Below are 17200 nucleotides of genomic sequence, written 5' to 3'. Positions count from 1 at the left end.
CCGAACCGGGGCTGCACCGCAGGGGAGAGAGAAAAAAAGACGGGGTTTTCCTCGTAAAGAGGAATGGCCGGCCGGACGGCCGGGCCCGGGTAACTTCTTATCCTGCCGTGCAGGAAGGAGAGGTGAGAGAAGGCATGAACGTCAGGAGATTTGCCGGCATCGCGGCCGCGCTCGTGATTGCGGCATGTATCTGCGGCACTGCCGCCGCACAGCAGACGGGTATCGACGATATCGGTACGGTCGCCGCCGGAGAGACGGTCGCCATCGGCGGGACGACGAACCTCGCCCCCGGCAACCGCCTGCTCATCAAGGTGACGCCGGTCGGGTTCGGGCCGGGGAACGCCTCGGTGCAGGGAGGGACGTCGGGAACGGCCGTTGTAGAGGAGGGGAACAACACCGCGAACACCTGGTCGTTCGACGTGGACACGACCGGGTTCGAGCCCGGGGAGTACAGCGTGACCGTGGAGTGGGTCGAGGGCGACGCCACCGCAAGCACCACCTTCACCGTCGTCGAGGCGGCGCCGGCGACCCCGACGCCGACGGCAACCCCGGCCGCCACCACACCGCCGACGACGATGGCAAGCCCCACGCCGACCGCGGCAGGATCCGTTCTCCCGGCGGCTGCCCTCGCGGCAGGGCTGGCCGGCTACCTGGTGCGACGGCGGTAGGGGGCGGCTCGGGAGCACCATAGGGGTGAATTCACGTCGCCTGGACCCATCTGTCGAACTTCACGTTTTCGCACCCGACGGTGCTCGAACTCCAGTCCAAAGGGCCGTCGTCTTTCACACCTGACGGTGCTCATGCTCCGTTCCTACCGGAACGTCGCACTTCGCGGCTTCGCGCTCTTCGCGTGAGGCCGTATTACTATCCTCACAAGCCGCTCACGCGAAGCCGCGAAACCCGGTGTCCCAACACGAACCCTTGCACTTCCCGCACTCCTCACCGCCGGTCGACGATCCGCTTCGGCCGGCCGGGCGCCCGGTGGAGTTCGAGCCCGCCCGGCGGCGCGACGCTGCAGAGGATCTGGAGCGACCCGTCCTCGTATGCCCCCGAAAGGGCCGGAACCGACCGCAGGAGGGCGGCAAGGAACGTCTCCCCGACCTCGTCCGCATCGACGCGGGCGGGATCGAAGCACTCCACGCTCACCCGGAGGATGGTCTCCCCCGCCTCGTCGCCGCCGTAGACGAACGCCTCGTACTCCCCGTTCAGGCGGGCCATGTTCTCGGGCGCAAAGACCGCCGCCTCCACGTCCACCCGGTTGAGCGCGATATCCCCGATCCGGATCGTCTCCGCCTCGCGTCGGGGTGAGGCGATCCGCATGTGCGTCCGCCCGCACCCGCACTGCTCCCGGGAGACGACCGAGCAGGTATCCTCCGTATCGTAGTTGATGAGGAGCGTCCCCGCCCTCTTGCCCGGCGCAAGGAGCGTCGTATAGACCAGCCTCCCCGTCTCGCCGTCATGGACGAACCGGTTCATCCCGGGGTCGTAGAGGTCGAAGTGAACCAGATCCTCGGGGACGTGGAGTCCTGCCTGACGGGTGCATTCGCCGCACATCGTCCCCTCGGTGCTCCCGTAGGAGTTGTAGACCGGGCATCCCCAGACCTCCTCCAGGTAGCGCCTCGATTCCGGGGCGAAACTCTCGCCCCCGACGACGAGGCGTTTCACGCCCGAGTCCTGTGGCGGGTGCCCTTCCGCCTCCATCCTGCGGGCGAGCCGGAGGAGCTTGAAGACGCTCCCGATCAACGCCGTCGGGCGGTACTGCTCCATCACCCTGACCGGAAAGGTGCACTTCCCCTCCGGGACGATCGCCATCCCGAGGTCCCGGGCGGCGAGGGTCATGGTGTTCGCACCGACGTTCATCCCGTAGGAAGCGCAGACCACCACCCGGTCGCCGGCCTCGAAGCCCTGCGAGACAAAAAGCCGGGCGTACTTCTCCGCATACCGCTCCCAGTCCTCCCAGGTGAGGAAGAAACTCTTCGGGATACCGCTCGTCCCGGAGGTCTCGTTGACGGTGAAGACCGCCTCCCAGGGGACGCTCTTGAAACAGAACTCCTGCTCGTGCGGGGGCTGGTATCGCCGGATCGTCGCCCCGGAGATGATGGGCAGATCGCGGAGATCCTCGTGCTCCCGGATAGCCTCCGGGCGGATGTTGTGCCGCTCGAACCACCGGCGGTAGAAGGGCGAGTGCTCCCTCGCGTACCGGACGGTCAGACGGATCCGCTCGTCGATCAGCGTATCGAGATCCGGGCGGGCAAGCGTCTCCACCGCCGGGTCATGGTACCGGTTGCCTGTCATCCGACCGGGATAGACGTAGGGGATAAAATAGGTGCCGGGGGATCAGAGCGCCCAGGCGGGAATGTCCAGGGGGACCCCAAGTGCCCAGAGGACGAGGGTGAAGAGGAAGAACGTCCAGAGAATCACACCGATGAGGTCAAGCGCCCAGCCGGACCGGAGCAGATCTCTTGCGGTGACGTACCCGCTCCCGTAGGCGACGGCGTTCGGCGGGGTGGCGACCGGGAGCATGAACGCCATCGAGGCGCAGACCGCGGCGGTCATCATCAGAATGACCGGGTTGACCTCCACACTGATGGCCGTGACCGCCATGATCGGCATCAGGACGGCGGCCATGGCGGTGTTGGAAGAGACCTCCGTCGCAAGCGAGACGCCCAGGGCCACGACGAAGACCAGAATGACAATCGGGAGTCCGTGGATAAGCGTGAGCGACTCGACGATCGCCACAGCAAGCCCGCTCTGAATGAACCCGTTTGAGAGGGCGATGCCGCCGCCGAAGAGGAGGAGGATGCCCCAGGGGATCTTCACCGCCCACTCCCAGTCCATGGTGAAGATGCCCTCCTTCCGGTCGACCGGGAGGACGAAGAGGAGGAGCGCCCCGAAGATCGCGATGGTGGAGTCCTTGATCCCGGGGAAGATCATGTCGAGGCCGGGGATGACGAACCCGCCGATATCCTTTGTCTGGGCAAATATCCAGGCGAGGGCCGTCAGGGCGAAGACGATGAGCGTCCACCGCTCTCCCGTCGATATCTGGCCGAGTTTTGCAAGTTCTTCACGAATGAGCCCCTTTGCACTCGGGAGGGTTGCCACCATCCGGCGGTAGGGAACCTGCGTGAGCCAGAGCCATGCGATGATGATGAATATGGCAGCGAACGGAACGCCGAACTTCATCCAGGTGAAGAAGTCGATAGTGGGCGCGTCGGGAAAGATCGTCGCGAGCTGGGAGATGAAGATCCCGTTCGGGGGCGTGCCGATGATCGTCGCAATCCCCCCGATGCTCGCGGCGTAGGGGATGGATATGACCAGGCACCGGGCAAGGGCCTGCTCTTTGCCGTCGAGATTCTCAAGGGTTTTGTCGGTCCCGGGAATGATCGTCAGGATGATCGCGACCGCGATCGGGATCATCATCATCGCCGTCGCGGTGTTCGAGATCCACATCGAGAGGAACGCGGTGGCGACCATGAACCCGAGCACCAGGCGTCTCGGGCTCGTACCGACGATCCGGATGATATGCAGGGCTATCCGCCGGTGCAGGTTCCACCGCTGCATCGACATCGCGATGATGAACCCCCCGAGGAAGAGGAAGATCACCTCGTTGCCGTACGATTCCGCCACCTTCACCGGGGAAAGGACACCGAGTGCCGGGAAGAGGACCAGCGGGAGGAGGGCGGTCGCCTCAAGGGGGATGACGCCCGTACCCCAGAGGAGGATCATAAGGACGGTGACTGCCGCGACGGACCTGGCCTCGGGCGCAAGGACGGTGGGATCCACAGGGATCGCCAGGATCGCAAAGAAAACAAGTAACGACGCAACGATTATGGCGACCTTTTTCATCGTCAGGAATTGGCGAAGAGAATATTTAAGGGTAAGGAATCTGCTTGCACGTGATTCTGGCGGTTTGCGGCTAACTCCGACCCCCCCTGTCGGCTTCACGCCTACGACCGGGAGAACGCATTGCGGCCGGAACGGGGTCGGATGCAGGGGGATCGCCGCGCCGTCACACCAACCTATATCAGTAAAATCAGCACAGGGAATGTCATGAGACCAGATTGGATCCGCAGGCGAGGCCCTGTCATCCTCCTCGCCGTCTGTCTCCTTGCCCTCTCTGCAGGGCAGGCCGGAGCCCGCGGGCCGGCGATAAACGATATCCAGCCCTACGACACCATCTTCGTCTACGAAGAGGGGCTCGACCTCACGCAACTCCGCGACCCGGCCACGAACAACCGCGTCACGGAACTGCGGAAGTACCAGAACGACGATCCCAACCGGGGGGCCACGAGGAGCATCCCGGTCCCCGACGACACGAACTTCGAGGTGCAGGAATTCCAGGTGCGCGAAGACTACGGGACGTACTACGCCTTCAACCCCACGGACGGGGCGACGGCGCAGGTCATGATCCGCGAACCGAGGCTCTTCCTCGATGTGGTGCTCGCGGACCCCTACCACAACGAGCCCCTGGAGGGGCTGACCGTCTCCCCGAACACCCGGATAGCCTTCAGGGTATCCGCCCCCGACGTCGGGGCGTTCTACGAGGCGGGCGGGGTCTACCCGGCGACGATCGATATCGTGCTCACCACACCGGGCGGCGCCGAGACGACGAGGATCGGGGGGGTCAACCTGGCCGGGCTGAACGTCAGTTCGACCCGGTTCTACACCGACGACCCCGCGAGACCGGGCGCAGTCCGGATCGGCGACATCGGTAGGCCGGGGACGTACTCCGTCCGGGCCGTATGGAGGACGCCTTCGGGATTCGACGCCTATGCTCCCGACTCCGAGCCGGTGACGTTCACGGTAGCAAACCGTATCGGGGTGGACACGACCGCGACGCCGACACCTGCCGCAACCGTGACGGCGACGCCGACGGCAACTCCGACGCCGACGACCGCACCCCCGACGACGGTTCCCACGACCGAACCGACAGAGACCCCAACGCCCACCGCGACGACGGAACCGGCAACCCCGACACCGACCGCGGCACCGCTCCCGGCCGCCCAGGCCGTAGCAGCGGTCGGGTTCGCCCTGGCGCTCGCCGGCAGGCGGCGGTGAAAAATTAGCAGAACCGGCAGCCGCAACCGCCGGCCGCGTCCCTGATGCCGCGGAGGGCGGCCGCCGCCCATTTCGCGACGCCCGGATCGGCGTCCTCAAGCGCCTGCATGAGCGCCGGAACCGCTCCGACATCCCCTATCATCCCGAGGGTGTAGGCCGCCCACATCCGGAGGCGGGGATCGGGATCGTCGAGCGCAGAAAGAAGCGGCGAAAGGGCAACCGGGCCGAGTGCGGCGAGCTCCGCCGCCGCTGCCATCCGGTCGGCACTGCTGCCGGCGCGGAGGATACCGATCAGCGCATTCGTTCTGTCTGTCACGGCGACGTTCTCTCCTCTTCCTTCTTTTTGCCGCCCGCTCTTCCGCCGTCAACCGATGCGACCGCCGTATCATCCCGCTCGCTGACCGTTACATCCATGGTTGCTTTTCGGCGTAAGAGAAGAAAAATCGCCCGTTTCTCACCGGGCGCACATATCACTCACGTGAAACTTCGCTTTTCCAAAAAGGGGGTTAGTGGGTCTGCCGGTAGTAGTCCCACGCGTCGATAACGGTCCCGTTTGCAAAGATGCAGACGCCGTACTCGCTGCCGTCGGGATTCTTCCGGATCTCGTAGGCGTGGCCCTGCTCGATGCACCAGACCGCTGCCGGGTTCGCGATGCCGGCGTTCCCGCCGCACGCGGCACAGGCCGACGGGACGGCGAGGATCTCGACCGGGGTTCCCCACTGCTGGATGGTCATGGTGTCGCGGGAGACTTCACCGGCAAAGGTGAGCCGCATCCCGTCGACGCGATAGCGCTCTTCGAGGTCGAGCGGGAGGTAGCGTTCCCCGTTGTCGGCGGCGATCCCGTAGAACCCGCCCTCGAGGTCGATGTACGTGACTGTTCCGGTCGTTGCGACGTAGGTCGCGTTCCCTGCCGTATCGATGGCGATGACCTCTACGGGGGTGCCCCACTGCTGGATGGTCATGGTGTTCTCCTTGATCCGGGCGACGAACGTCACGTTCGTGCCGTCGACCTGCCAGGTCTCGTTCAGGTTGAGCGGGAGGTAGTTGCCGTCATCGGCGACGAGGCCGTAGAACCCGCCTTCAAGATCGATGTAAGTGACCGTGGCGTTCCCGGAGACGAGCAGGACGCCTTCAATCACCTCGATCGACCTGATCTCCACAGGGGTTCCCCACATCTGGATTCCCGCTGCATCGTCCTGCACGTCGGCGCTGAACTGCACTGAAAGACCGTCCTGCCGGTACTCCGCCGGAAGGTTAGCGGGCAGGTAGTTTCTGCCGTCATCGGTGACGAGGCTGTAGAACCCGCCCTCGAGGTCGATGTAGGTGACCGTGGCGTTCGCTGCGACTGTCCGCCGGGTGTCGTCCGCCGCGATCTCGACAACCTCGACCGGCGTTCCCCACTGCTGGATGGTCGCCGTCTCGTCTACGAGATCGACGACAAACCTGACCCGGAGGCCGTCGGCGCGGAACTCCTGCGGGAGGTCGGCGGGGAGGTAGCGTTCGCCGTCATCGGCGACGATGCCGTAGAACCCGCCCTCGAGATCGACGAAAGCGATCGTGCCGTTCCCGGAGACGCGGTCGGCCGCCGTCTCCTCTCCCCCGGCGGCAATGCACCCACAGGCGATGACGGCCCCGAGGAGAACGGAGAAGATAACCAGATAGTTCGGATAGGATCCCGTCATAGGCATCAACAGAGATACATTGCGCCGTCCGAAGTAAGTAGGTTTCCTTAACTACGAACAAATTCGGACTTATTCGGCCGACGAGGCCATATGCGCCGGGGAGGGTGCGGCTGCCGGAACGATGAGAGGTCGAGGAAACTCACGCGAAGCCGCGAAGGGGACTATTCCCACAATTGCGCTCGCACTTCGCGGCTTCGCGTGAGACTTTACTGGTATCCTCGGCAAGTAGCTCACACAAAGGGAAAGAAGGGATTGATGCTGTCGGATCAGGAGGGCGGGCGGGAAAAAGGTGTTACCGTCCCCCGACGCCGCCGCCCCCAAAGCCGCCGCCACCGCCGAACGACCCGCCGCCACCGAACCCGCCGCTGCCGCCGCCGCTCGACGGCGGGGAGTAGAGGACGATCGGGGCAAAGATCACCGGCATGTTCGAGTAGAGCGGCACCCCGACATCCGGCAGGTCGATATGCAGGTTCTTCATCGCCTGCTCCACCGCCTCACCGAGACCGAGCGCCGTCCCGTAGACCAGCCACTCTCCCCACATCGAGAGGTCGGCGGGAGAATACTGCCGGATCAGCGCGAGATCCGAGAGGAAGTAGGAGAACGCGTCCCACTCGAGTTTCTCCTTGTAGCGGTCGCCCTTCCAGAACCCAAACAGCGTCGAGGGGAAGAGGGCCGCGATCCCGACCTGGACCGCGGCGATGAAGGAGAGGACGCTTGCCGGGATCAGGAGATAGGCCGCTCCCGGCGCGAGGATGAACGCGAGGATGGATAGCCCGCACGGGATGGCGCCGAGGAAGACGAGCGGGAGGATCATCGTCCGGCCGTCCTTGATATACCGGTGGGCGAGCGAGGTGTCCACGTCCCGGGTCAGGCCGGCAAGCGACTGCTGGTACTGCACGATCCGGTGCTGGTAGCCGGGGCTCCGCCGGGCGGTTTTGGCGAACTCCTCGAGTTCGGCGGTGTCCACGACGTGATCGTCAGCGATATTGGCGAGGAAGGTGAGCACCCGCTGCTCGTAGGGATCGGTCGACTCCCCCGAGACGATCCGGACCGTGACGCCGTTGCCGTCCGGTTTCTCGGCCACCACGATCTTCTTCTGCCGGTGAAGGTCGAGGATCGTCGCGTAGAACCCGTTCTCGTCGAACTCAAGCGCGTCGCCCTTAAAGAGAAGGTTCACCTGCCAGGGCTTGAGCGCGGTGTTCGGCGTGAAACTCAGGTACTCCGGCACGGTAAACGGCTTCTCCCTGCCGTAGCGGAGGTAGACGCCGAGAAGGATGAACGGCATCGCGAGGACGAGGACGGTCGCAAGGCCGTAGAGAACGTTCGCCGCCGCATAGAGGATCGGGGGCCAGCGGTGAGCGTCGAGCGTCTGCTGTCGCACGTCCGGGACGTACGCAGGGAACCCCTCGATCTCGTCCACGAACGCGGGGTCGAGGATCATCTCGATGTTCAGCGCGTCGTCCTGCGGGGCGGCCCCCGTGATGATGACAGACTCTGTCGTCCGCTCGACCTCAAGGGTCGGAGGATGCGTGTAAACCTCCTCGATCTGCCCGGCGAACGGCAGCGTGACCCGGAGGCTGCGGAAGGGGACGTGTTCGTCCACGAGCTTCAGGTTCAGGTGCGCCCATTCCTCGTCGTACTCGATCGGCGGCCGGACCCGGTAGCGGTACTCCACCGTATAGGTGCCCGGAGTGAAGTAGCCGGGGTTGTAGAGGCCCACCTCGTTATCGTACGCAAGGCTCCGGATCGTCGAGATATCCGAGGAGGTCGAGATACCGGCGGCAATCCGCACCTCGCCCCGATCATCCTTGACGTAGCCGATGGTTCCGGGCGGAGCAATCATCCCGACGAACTCGATATGCGGCCGATCGGTTGCGGAGAAGGCGAGCGGCGCGTCCCAGTAGCGGAAGAGCATCCGGTACTCGCCTGCGGCGCGGACGTCGTAGGTGTAGCGCTCGATCAGGGCCCCGTTCTCGTAAAAGACCGCGTCATAGTGCTCGACGTCCAGGCTCCCCCGGAAGAGGGCGGGGAGCGCATTCGCTCCGACGACCGCCAGCACCCCGACGACCAGGGTGATGGTGATGAGGGTGAGTATCTGCTGCCGCTCAGTTATCCGCATGGTTTATCAGAACGCTATCGTCGGGACCCGCTCTATCTCTTCGCCGAACTCCAGGTATTCGAGCTTCTGAAAGCCCATGACGCCGGCGATCAGGTTCGAGGGGATCGTGTCGGTCATGGTGTTGTACTGCTGGGCGATGTTGTTGTAGGTGTAGCGGTGCCGGGCGATCTCGTCTTCGACACCCTGGACAGCGCCCATCAGGTTCTGCACCGTCTGGGAGGTCTTGAGATCGGGGTAGTTCTCCGCGACGGCGAGCAGCCGCCCGAGAACCGACCGCGATTCGCGCTCGAGTTCGTTCAGGTCGCCCGGGCCGGCGCTGCCGATGCGCGCCCGCATCTCGGTCACCCCGGTCAGGGTCTCCTTCTCGAAGGTCGCGTAACTCTTCACCGCGCCGAGGAGCTGCTCGATCATGTCCAGCCGCTTCTTCATAGCGACCTTCACCTGCCCGACCGTCGCTTCAGCGGAGTTTTTGAGGGAGAAGAACCGGTTGTAGATACCGATTGCTGCCGCCGCGACGCCGATGACGACCAGCACCACGACGACGATAAGGACAATGGAGATGATGTCCAACGTTGTCACCAGTACTCTATGTGCCCCGCGGCGTATTTAAGAGATGACTCTTGAAACCGCGCGGGGAGCGGGAAAAACACCGGTACGGAAGAGATTGGTGGTCCCGCACGATGAGCGCGTTTCCACGGGAAAAACGGCTACTCCGCGATCTCCTCGCCGGAACTCACCATCGCCACGACGTTGCCGTCCGCGTCCCGCAGAAGGGCGTTGTGCCAGAGGATCGGCCGCTCCCGCCCGTCCCGCGTGACGACCGGACTCTCCTCGAACGGCGGAGGCTCGGCACCGCCGGCCACGAGACGGCTGAAGTTCTGCGCGAGCCGGTTGCGCAGCCGTTCGGGGACGACCGTTGCAAACCAGTTCTTTCCTGCGAGATCTCCCTCGGAGTATCCCAGGACCTCGCTCGCCTTCCGGTTGACGAGATCAATGGTGCCGTCCGCCCGGATCACCGCGATCACCACGCCCGCCGCTTCCAGGTATCCCTGCGCCCGGTCGCGCTCGGCGATCAGGTGAATCTCCGCGGCGGCGCGATCGGTGACGTCCTCGGCGATCCCGAGCATATACTTCAGCATGCCTTTTGAACTGAAGATCGGGATCTTCTTCGCGGAGAGCGTCCGCCCGCCCGGGATCCGGATCTCCTTCTCCAGGGCGGCCGCCCGTTCCACGAGTTCCCGGTCCCCGTCGGCGAAGAAGGCCGCCATCTCCGGGGGGAAGATCTCCGCGGCCCGTTTTCCCACCATCTCCTCCTGCGTCATCCCGAGGAACGTCTCGGCGGCCTTGTTCGAGAAGACGAACGTGTTCCCCTCCACTTCCCGGACAAAGACCATGCTCGGGATGTTGTTGACCACCGAGTAGAGGAACGACTTCCACTGGGCCACCCGTTTTGCGGCACGCGCCCGTTCGGTGACGTCGCGGCAGACCATCCGGTAGCCGGTGAAGTCGCCGATAACGTCGTAGACCGGTGTTGCGCTCACCTCGAGGACGACAGGGCTCCCGTCCCGATGGAGCATCGTCCATTCGAAGAGGACTCGCGGTCTCGGATCGGCGAGGAGTGCGGCAAACTGCTTCCTGACCGGCTCCGCCTTCTCCGGGGGCATGAAGTCGCACGCGGTCTTTCGAAGCATCTCCTCGGGTGCGTAGCCGAGGAACTCCCGGCTTTTCGGGCTGACGTAGGTGAACGTGCAGGCTTCGTCGACGTTCAGGATCAGGTCGCTGATGTTCTCGACGAGACTTCTGAAGAGGAGCTCGCTCTCGCGCAGGGCCTCCTCCGCCCGCCGGCTCTCGGTGATCTCATCGAGGATGATGGTGACGCCCGGCGTTCCGTCGTTGAAGACGGTGGGGAGGAATTTGATCCGGAAGAAGAGTTCCTCGTCGTGCCGCAGGAACCGGAGTTCTTCGGTGACCTCGCGGCCGCCCAGGGCGTCGGTGATCCGGCTCCGTATCAGCGGGTGGTCGAACGCGGCGAGCGGCGAAGTCTCGATGGAGTTCCCGATGATATCGTCTCGCTCCCTCCCTGCAAACGAACAGACGGCGTCGTTAGCCTGGACGATCCGGCGGTCCCGGTCGAGCACCAGCACGAGATCCGACGAGAAGTTGAGCATGGCGGCGATGGGGACCCTCTGCGAGAGGTAGAAGACCTTGGCCTTCCCGTAGGTCTCCATCTCCACCTGACCCGATACCAGGAGGATGTCGAGGTACCGGGAGACGGTGTTTCGGTTGATCCCGACGGCGGCGGCAAGATCGGAGACCGACATGCCACGCGGATGCTCTTTCAGGGCTCGAAGCAGGAGAGGGAGTGCGTCGGTAGTGGGATCCATGTGCAAACAGTGTTTCGCGCCGGGAGATATAGGGTTTTGCAGTGCTGCATGTCATGTCGCTACACATAACGCCACATCTCAATGCAAGGCAATAGCAGAAAACCATAAATACTCGACTGGTCAACATATGATCCCCAGAGTCGAGAGACGGGGAATCTCTCCGACAACCCGGACCGCACAGGCACGGCGGGCCCGGGCCGGCACAAGAACGGCTGGGATCGGTGAACGGAACATTCGCCACACTGACTGCATCAACGTCACGATGCACCGGAAGAGACCCGGTGCAGACAGGCACACCTCTCTAAACACTCATACCGGCACGGCGGCATGCGGCACCGGGGCGGATGGCACAACCGCCCCGGGACTCCCCGCAGGCACCGCATGGTTATCACACACCATAAAATACCTCTTTTTTGCTCTCTGCAAGACGTCCGAAAAAAGAGAGCGGCATCTATCCCTTTATCAGAACGAAAAATTCGTTAAATGAGCGGGTATGCTGAGATCACCAAGAAAGACAGCATAACTTACGCCAGGATGGGAAGAACGTCCTTTCGATGAGAAAGACGCGGCCGGCGTCAGGATGACGCCGTAAGAAACGACCCGAGCGCCCGGGGGAGATCTTCTTTCTTCGTGACCACGGTCGCGGACTCTTCGAGCATCAGGTTGACCCGCTCGTGGCGGCCGGCGGTCCGGAAGTCGGTGCGGAGCGCGACGACCTTCTTTCCGAGGGCATACGCGTACCCCATCTCCCACGAGGTTCCCGAATCGGCGTCCGCGCCGTCGATGACGGCGACGACGGTGTCGACGTCGCGGAGCGCCGCAGTGTGCTGCGAAAAGATGGCCCGGTGCTCCTCCCGGCACCGGGTGTGGCTCGTGTCCCCCACCTCCTGGGGGAGGTAGACGTCGAAGAGGTGCGCTTCAAGGAGTTCCTGGAGCGCGAGGTTGTAGGTCCTCTCAGCCTCCGAGAAGAGGGGGGCGGCGAGGTAAACACGGTAGCGGGCGAACTCCTTCACGTCGATCGCCGGGATCTCCGGGAACCGGGCGAGAAACGCTCCGCGCCCGGGCTGTTTCTCCGGCGAGTAGTAGGTGGCGTTCACCCCGCAGGTCGGGGAGGAGTCCACCCCGACGATCGCGAGCGGCGGCTCTCCGCGCTCCCGTATCGCAGCACGGACCTCCGCCTCGAGCCGGTCGAGAAGCGCGTTAAACTCATCGGTCGCGAACCGCTCGACGAACGAGCCCGGGGAGCGGTCGGCGCCGAGGTAGATCGTCTCCGGGCAGGGGAGCGGAACCATCTCGACCGAGAAGCGCCGGCAGCGCTCGACCGCCCGACGAAAGCAGCGGATGTCCTCATCGGTCGTTATTCCGCGGGCGCGGTACGCGGGATTCTGTATGCAGGGCGCGATGAGCACGTACATTGATAGTATCTCGACGGCGTACCATAACAAGACAGATGATATCGCTCTACGCCTACCGGGACGACACCTGCGACCCCCGGAAATGCACGGTGAAGAAACTCGCCCGGCGCGGGCTTGTCCGGATCGTCACGAGCATCGCAAAGATCCCCCGCTCGACCCTCCTCCTCGACCCGACGGCGGAGCAAGCGGTCTCCCCCGCCGACCGGGACCTCCCCTCGATAACCGCGCTCGACTGCTCCTGGGAAGTGCTCGATACCGGCACCGTCGCCTCCTGGCGCAACCGCCGGGCCCTTCCTTTCCTTGTCGCCGCAAACCCGGTGAACTTCGGCCGCCCGTTCCGGCTCACCTCGGTGGAGGCGATGGCCGCAACCCTCTACATCCTCGGCGAGAAGGAACAGGCGCATGACGTTCTCGCGGCGTTCGGGTGGGGGCTCCGGTTCCTCGAGGTGAACGCCGACCCCCTCGAGGACTACGCGCGGGCAAAAGACAGCGCCGAGGTCATCGCTCTCCAGGCGCTGTATATATGATGCACTCCGGGTTGACCGGGGGATACATTGCAATGGAGTCTCGCGCGAAGGCGCGAAGGCGCGAAGTCCGTGTGGTTGTTGACGAACCCCTTCGCGTTCTTCGCGGCTTCGCGTGAATTGATGAAAGCCAGGTGTCTATCGTTGCAGCCTGAAAGCCCCGGAATGTAACCGAAACCTCCGCCCCCTCCCCGGGGCGGCACGTTTTTATGCCGGGAGCCTCCATCCCGCGTCCGAGGAACAGGAGGTTACCGGATCATGGATACCGAACGAGAGAGGGCGCTCCTTGCCGCGGCCCATGCCGTGACGTTCAAGCCCGACTACATGACCGTCGACAAGCTGGAGGCGGCGACCCGGGGACACGGGGCGCTCGTCATCCCCGCGTTTGCCGCGGCGAACTCACTCGCGGAAGACATCTTCTGCACCATCGGCGCACCCGAGATGCATCTCATGAACATGACGGTAGTCGACGCCTCGGCCCCTCACCTGCCGCTTGACTCGGTCATCGGGAGGGCGGCGGGTGAAGCGAAACGCGGCGGGGCGGAACCGGCGAACGCGGCCCTGATCGTCGCGACGCTCGCCTGCTTCTCCGGGAGCTGCGCCCGTGCCGGAGTCCCGCTCGGGAACCGAAAACTCGGCGCCATCGCCCGAATGCACGCCGGCGGCGACCGGACGAGCGCCTCTTTGCCGAGGGGGCGGTGGACGTCTTCGTCACCCCGGCGCTCGGGAAGAAGAACCGGCCGGTCAACGTCGTATCGGTGATGGCCGCGGCAGGAGAGGAAGACCGCCTGATCCGGGTTCTCATGGAAGAGACCGGGACGCTCGGGGTGCGGGTGCACGAGTTCCGGAAGGTGGTGGCCGTCCGGGAGAAGGAGACGGTGCCGGTCAGTCTCGGCGGCAGGGTGTACCCTATCCGGGTGAAGACCTCGACGGTGAACGGCCGCCTTATCGCAGAGAAACCCGAATACGACGACCTCTCCGCGATAGCGCGGGAAGAGGGCATTCCCCTCCGATTCGTGGACGAGGAGGTCAGGCTACGCATATCGGAATGGAAAAGAGAACGCGCAACCATTAGAGGGGGTGCAGGGGGTGGATGCCCACCCGACCGCCCAAATGCAGCAAACGCCGCACGCGACGAGTGAGTGCAAACGTCTCCCACCGGGAGACGCTCCACTCGCGTCTACAGTTCTCTCATGTCACCGGGGTAATAGTTCCCCAAGATATTAGATGATCCATGCGATATTTATACAATTCTATTTCGTATCGTCAATTGACCCCTGTTTCCACCCCATTTCGTCGAAAACCTTTTGAACCGTCCGACATTCCGGAAAAAGTCTCCGCATTGGGGCACAGGATGATGAAAAAGGTGAAATACCGACATTAGTCGAGGAAGAGAGGCATTTTCTGTCGTCAACCGGAAGGCAGCCGGTCGAAGAGGCGCACCATTACTCTCGCATCCTCGAGCATCGCATGATCGTTGTTGAAGAAGACGTACGCTCGCTCAGGACCGGCGGCGACGATCCGAGCCCGGATAGCGGCGAGTTCGTCCTCTGTGTAGTCATGCCGGTACCAGCCATCCCGGCCGTGCATCCGGAAGTAGACGATATCGCCGGGAAATACCCGCTCCAAGAAATCGGGAGAGTCGACCGAGACCAGGACGGCCGATTCCTGCAGCCTCCGGCACGCCTCGTCGTCGCCGAGCACCACAGGATTCCTGACCTCCACGGCACACCGCGCCCCGAGATCGATCGCTTCCACAAACGCAACGAGGCGACCGACGTCCGCGAACGCCGGCGGAGCCTGGAAGAGGTAGAAGTCGACGAGATCGTCGAGCGCAAGAAACCTCTCGTAAAACCGTTCCCAGACAGGGACGGCCTTCTCGTTGAACCGGTGCCGGTGGGTGATCGACCGGTTCACCTTGACGCTCCACCGTAGCATCGACCCTGTAGCGGCCCACGAGCGGACGGACTTCTCCGACGGGAACCCATAGAAACTCGCGTTCAGCTCGACGGCATCGAGACCCGAGTGCTCCGCGAACCACGCAAGGCTCCTTCCTCGGTTCCACGCATACGCCCATCCGCTCGTCCCGACGTGAACCTCCATGCCGGGGGACTTCGGCGATCGGGCATTACAATCTTTCCGGCCGCAGCCGAAGACGCTCCCGGGATCGGCAGGGGCACCGTTGAATCCCCTTTCACAAACAGTCCCACGAAAACTTAGCATATTTAATAATATTCCAGCATATCTTCGATTATGCGCATAACTGCAGGTATTGCCGCCCTTCTCATCGCCGTCGCGGCGCTCGGGGCGGGCTGCATGGAAGAGAGCCGGCCGCCTCCGGGGGAGGCGGTTCTCCAGGAGGCCGTCGCCGGGATAAACGGCGAACTCGCGTCGGTAAGAACCTCGGCAGGCGAGAGTGCCCGGGTGCTCGGCGAGGCCGGGCTCACGAGCGCCGCAGGGAATGAGGCGGTGCGGCAGGCGATGCTGAACCACCCCTATACGGAGTCGACCCTGGTGGTGACGAAAGACGGCATCGTGGCCATGGCCGTGCCCGACAGCTACGCCGGCACGGTGGGGAGCGACATCTCGTCCCACCTGGAGACCGCGCGGGCGGTTCGGGAGCGGGTGCCGCTCGTAAGCGAGGTCTTCCCTCTTGCAGAGGGATACGCCGGGGTTGCGCAGAGTTATCCGGTCTTTGGAAAGGGCGGGGAATACCTCGGGTTCGTGAGCATCGCCTACCGTCCCGACGCCCTCATCGGCCGGGCGGTCGCGCCCCCGACGAACGGCTCCCCCTATGATATCTGGGTGACGCAGACCGACGGGCTCGTGATCTACGACACGACGCCCGAAGAGATCGGGAAGAACCTCTTCTCGGACCCCGCATACCGGTCCCCGGCACTCCAGGACGCGTTCTCCCGTATCGCCGCCGAGCCTTCCGGGTCGCTCGTGTACTCGTTCTGGGACACGGGTTGGGCGCAGACCGTGACGAAAGAGGCGGTATGGGGGACCGCCGGCATCGACGGAACCGAATGGCGCGTCGTCGTCACGCAAAACCCGGATGCGGAAGAGACGGCGGCATGAGCCGGCCTGGAACTGGCGGCGGCAGCACCCGCCACCCCTGTCCGGTTCCGGCGAGACGACGTGCCGGAGGGCTCAACTCCGGCTATCTCCCGGGCGGAGAGCTGTTCGCCGATACGTAACCGGAGCCTTCCTATTCTAAGCCGCTCAATAAAACCCCGGCACCAGAACGTAGAACGCCCAGCCCATATGCTCGCGACCGTAGCCGAAGTACTCGTCCTGGATGCGGTGGAAATAATCGATCATGAAGTCGCGGTCGGGGTGATCGGGGTGCTCGGCGAGCCAGGAGATGACCGACTGCCAGATCCCCGACTCGTAGCGATCCCAGTCGTCCGCGCCCGACCGCACGACGGCGGCGACGTCGAGCCCCGCATCCCGCACGGTGCCGAGGATCTCGTACTCGGTCGGGATATCGGGCCATTCCCGGGCGAACTCCGGCGGGACGCGATCGGATCGCCAGTAACGGTCGCCGACGACGATGGTCCCCTCATCGTGGACGAGGTCGAGCAGCGCGTCGAGCGTCGCCGAAAAGCCACCCTGAATGTGGGAGGCCCCGATCGAGGCGGCGCAGTCGAACGGACCGTCGGGGACGTACTCCCGGGCATCCATGCACCGGACACGGAGTTGGTCGCGAAGCCCCCCCGCCCGGAACGCCTCTTCGGCCCGCCGGCAGGCATCCTCCCGGGCCTCGATGCCGAGGCCCGATATCCCGTATTCGCGCCCCCAGAGGCCGAGGATCGTCCCGTTCCCGCATCCGACCTCCACGACGCGGGAGCCTTCCCTGAGCCCGGCCGCCTTTCCTGCGGCAAGCACCTTCTCGGGCGTCGTGGGGTTCATGATCGCGAGCGTTCCCTGGGTTATGCTGACAAGTTCGTTCTGCTCCATGATCGGCGGTCCTCCGGGCCCGTCATACAGGTTACGCCTTTCCCGCATAAATCCC

Annotated in this window: 16 protein-coding genes; 6 read left to right on the top strand and 10 right to left on the bottom strand. The window is 64.2% G+C overall.

Annotation, left to right across the window (positions count from 1 at the left end):
* Positions 1–134 precede the first annotated feature (134 nt).
* Positions 135–668 carry a hypothetical protein gene (locus L21_RS03720; protein WP_143727205.1) on the top strand — a complete coding sequence of 178 codons (534 nt, stop codon included), beginning with the start codon at positions 135–137 and terminating at the stop codon, positions 666–668.
* 271 nt (positions 669–939) lie between these two features.
* On the opposite strand, the gene ftsA is transcribed toward L21_RS03720, so the two are convergent.
* Together ftsA and L21_RS03710 are read right to left on the bottom strand one after the other, a co-directional pair.
* Positions 940–2295, bottom strand: a complete 1356-nt coding sequence (gene ftsA, locus L21_RS03715; protein WP_074369160.1) for a coenzyme F390 synthetase — start codon at positions 2293–2295, stop codon at positions 940–942.
* A 42-nt stretch (positions 2296–2337) separates the two neighbouring features.
* Positions 2338–3846, bottom strand: a complete 1509-nt coding sequence (locus tag L21_RS03710; protein ID WP_074369159.1) for an SLC13 family permease — start codon at positions 3844–3846, stop codon at positions 2338–2340.
* A 204-nt stretch (positions 3847–4050) separates the two neighbouring features.
* Between L21_RS03710 and L21_RS03705 the strand changes: the two genes are divergently transcribed.
* Entirely contained in the window at positions 4051–5058 is a 1008-nt protein-coding gene (locus tag L21_RS03705; RefSeq protein WP_074369158.1) for a DUF3821 domain-containing protein, read from the top strand.
* Positions 5059–5062: 4 nt separating this feature from the next.
* Here L21_RS03705 and L21_RS03700 read toward each other — a convergent pair whose 3' ends face one another.
* The 6 genes from L21_RS03700 to L21_RS03675 form a co-directional block, all read right to left on the bottom strand.
* Entirely contained in the window at positions 5063–5374 is a 312-nt protein-coding gene (locus L21_RS03700) for a HEAT repeat domain-containing protein (protein WP_074369157.1), read from the bottom strand.
* 190 nt (positions 5375–5564) lie between these two features.
* Positions 5565–6740 (bottom strand): putative hemolysin, encoded by a 1176-nt coding sequence (locus tag L21_RS13525; protein ID WP_083608763.1) that lies wholly within the window; start codon positions 6738–6740, stop codon positions 5565–5567.
* Between the two features lie 292 nt (positions 6741–7032).
* On the bottom strand, positions 7033–8859 hold the full coding sequence (locus L21_RS03690) for a DUF2207 domain-containing protein (RefSeq protein WP_074369156.1): 1827 nt from the start codon (positions 8857–8859) through the stop codon (positions 7033–7035).
* Between the two features lie 6 nt (positions 8860–8865).
* Positions 8866–9441, bottom strand: coding sequence for a LemA family protein (locus tag L21_RS03685; protein ID WP_083608761.1), 576 nt, complete (start codon positions 9439–9441; stop codon positions 8866–8868).
* A gap of 125 nt (positions 9442–9566) precedes the next feature.
* The gene (locus L21_RS03680; protein ID WP_074369155.1) at positions 9567–11243 is read right to left on the bottom strand and encodes a PAS domain S-box protein; all 1677 of its coding nucleotides are present in this window, start codon (positions 11241–11243) and stop codon (positions 9567–9569) included.
* 575 nt (positions 11244–11818) lie between these two features.
* The gene (locus tag L21_RS03675) at positions 11819–12658 is read right to left on the bottom strand and encodes a nucleoside 2-deoxyribosyltransferase (protein ID WP_074369154.1); all 840 of its coding nucleotides are present in this window, start codon (positions 12656–12658) and stop codon (positions 11819–11821) included.
* Between the two features lie 35 nt (positions 12659–12693).
* On the opposite strand from L21_RS03675, the gene L21_RS03670 reads away from it, so the two are divergent.
* From L21_RS03670 to larC2, 3 genes are all read left to right on the top strand, one after another.
* Positions 12694–13185 carry a DUF367 family protein gene (locus tag L21_RS03670; protein ID WP_074369153.1) on the top strand — a complete coding sequence of 164 codons (492 nt, stop codon included), beginning with the start codon at positions 12694–12696 and terminating at the stop codon, positions 13183–13185.
* A gap of 255 nt (positions 13186–13440) precedes the next feature.
* On the top strand, positions 13441–13944 hold the full coding sequence (locus tag L21_RS14060; protein WP_074369152.1) for a hypothetical protein: 504 nt from the start codon (positions 13441–13443) through the stop codon (positions 13942–13944).
* Positions 13881–14324, top strand: coding sequence for a nickel pincer cofactor biosynthesis protein LarC2 (larC2, locus tag L21_RS03660; RefSeq protein WP_074369151.1), 444 nt, complete (start codon positions 13881–13883; stop codon positions 14322–14324). The genes L21_RS14060 and larC2 overlap by 64 nt, the downstream gene beginning before the upstream one ends.
* A 268-nt stretch (positions 14325–14592) precedes the next feature.
* Here larC2 and L21_RS03655 read toward each other — a convergent pair whose 3' ends face one another.
* Positions 14593–15285, bottom strand: a complete 693-nt coding sequence (locus tag L21_RS03655; protein WP_074369150.1) for a DUF72 domain-containing protein — start codon at positions 15283–15285, stop codon at positions 14593–14595.
* Positions 15286–15435: 150 nt separating this feature from the next.
* Between L21_RS03655 and L21_RS03650 the strand changes: the two genes are divergently transcribed.
* Positions 15436–16263 carry a cache domain-containing protein gene (locus L21_RS03650; protein ID WP_178377678.1) on the top strand — a complete coding sequence of 276 codons (828 nt, stop codon included), beginning with the start codon at positions 15436–15438 and terminating at the stop codon, positions 16261–16263.
* Between the two features lie 144 nt (positions 16264–16407).
* Here L21_RS03650 and L21_RS03645 read toward each other — a convergent pair whose 3' ends face one another.
* Positions 16408–17145, bottom strand: coding sequence for an SAM-dependent methyltransferase (locus L21_RS03645; RefSeq protein ID WP_074369149.1), 738 nt, complete (start codon positions 17143–17145; stop codon positions 16408–16410).
* Positions 17146–17200 lie beyond the last annotated feature (55 nt).

Source organism: Methanoculleus chikugoensis (assembly GCF_900095385.1).
Lineage (GTDB): Archaea > Halobacteriota > Methanomicrobia > Methanomicrobiales > Methanoculleaceae > Methanoculleus > Methanoculleus chikugoensis_A.
Note: the sequence above shows the minus strand (reverse complement) of the source record. Positions and strands in the feature narration are given on the sequence as shown.

Bases quoted from the DNA above. Each gene is read 5' to 3' on its own strand.
- L21_RS03705 (WP_074369158.1), top strand. From the start codon at position 4,051: ATGAGACCAGATTGGATCCGCAGGCGAGGCCCTGTCATCCTCCTCGCC.
- L21_RS03655 (WP_074369150.1), bottom strand. From the start codon at position 15,285: ATGGAGGTTCACGTCGGGACGAGCGGATGGGCGTATGCGTGGAACCGA.
- L21_RS14060 (WP_074369152.1), top strand. From the start codon at position 13,441: ATGGATACCGAACGAGAGAGGGCGCTCCTTGCCGCGGCCCATGCCGTG.
- L21_RS03670 (WP_074369153.1), top strand. From the start codon at position 12,694: ATGATATCGCTCTACGCCTACCGGGACGACACCTGCGACCCCCGGAAA.
- L21_RS03645 (WP_074369149.1), bottom strand. From the start codon at position 17,145: ATGGAGCAGAACGAACTTGTCAGCATAACCCAGGGAACGCTCGCGATC.
- L21_RS03675 (WP_074369154.1), bottom strand. From the start codon at position 12,658: ATGTACGTGCTCATCGCGCCCTGCATACAGAATCCCGCGTACCGCGCC.
- L21_RS03650 (WP_178377678.1), top strand. From the start codon at position 15,436: ATGCGCATAACTGCAGGTATTGCCGCCCTTCTCATCGCCGTCGCGGCG.
- L21_RS13525 (WP_083608763.1), bottom strand. From the start codon at position 6,740: ATGACGGGATCCTATCCGAACTATCTGGTTATCTTCTCCGTTCTCCTC.
- L21_RS03710 (WP_074369159.1), bottom strand. From the start codon at position 3,846: ATGAAAAAGGTCGCCATAATCGTTGCGTCGTTACTTGTTTTCTTTGCG.
- L21_RS03680 (WP_074369155.1), bottom strand. From the start codon at position 11,243: ATGGATCCCACTACCGACGCACTCCCTCTCCTGCTTCGAGCCCTGAAA.
- L21_RS03690 (WP_074369156.1), bottom strand. From the start codon at position 8,859: ATGCGGATAACTGAGCGGCAGCAGATACTCACCCTCATCACCATCACC.
- L21_RS03720 (WP_143727205.1), top strand. From the start codon at position 135: ATGAACGTCAGGAGATTTGCCGGCATCGCGGCCGCGCTCGTGATTGCG.
- ftsA (WP_074369160.1), bottom strand. From the start codon at position 2,295: ATGACAGGCAACCGGTACCATGACCCGGCGGTGGAGACGCTTGCCCGC.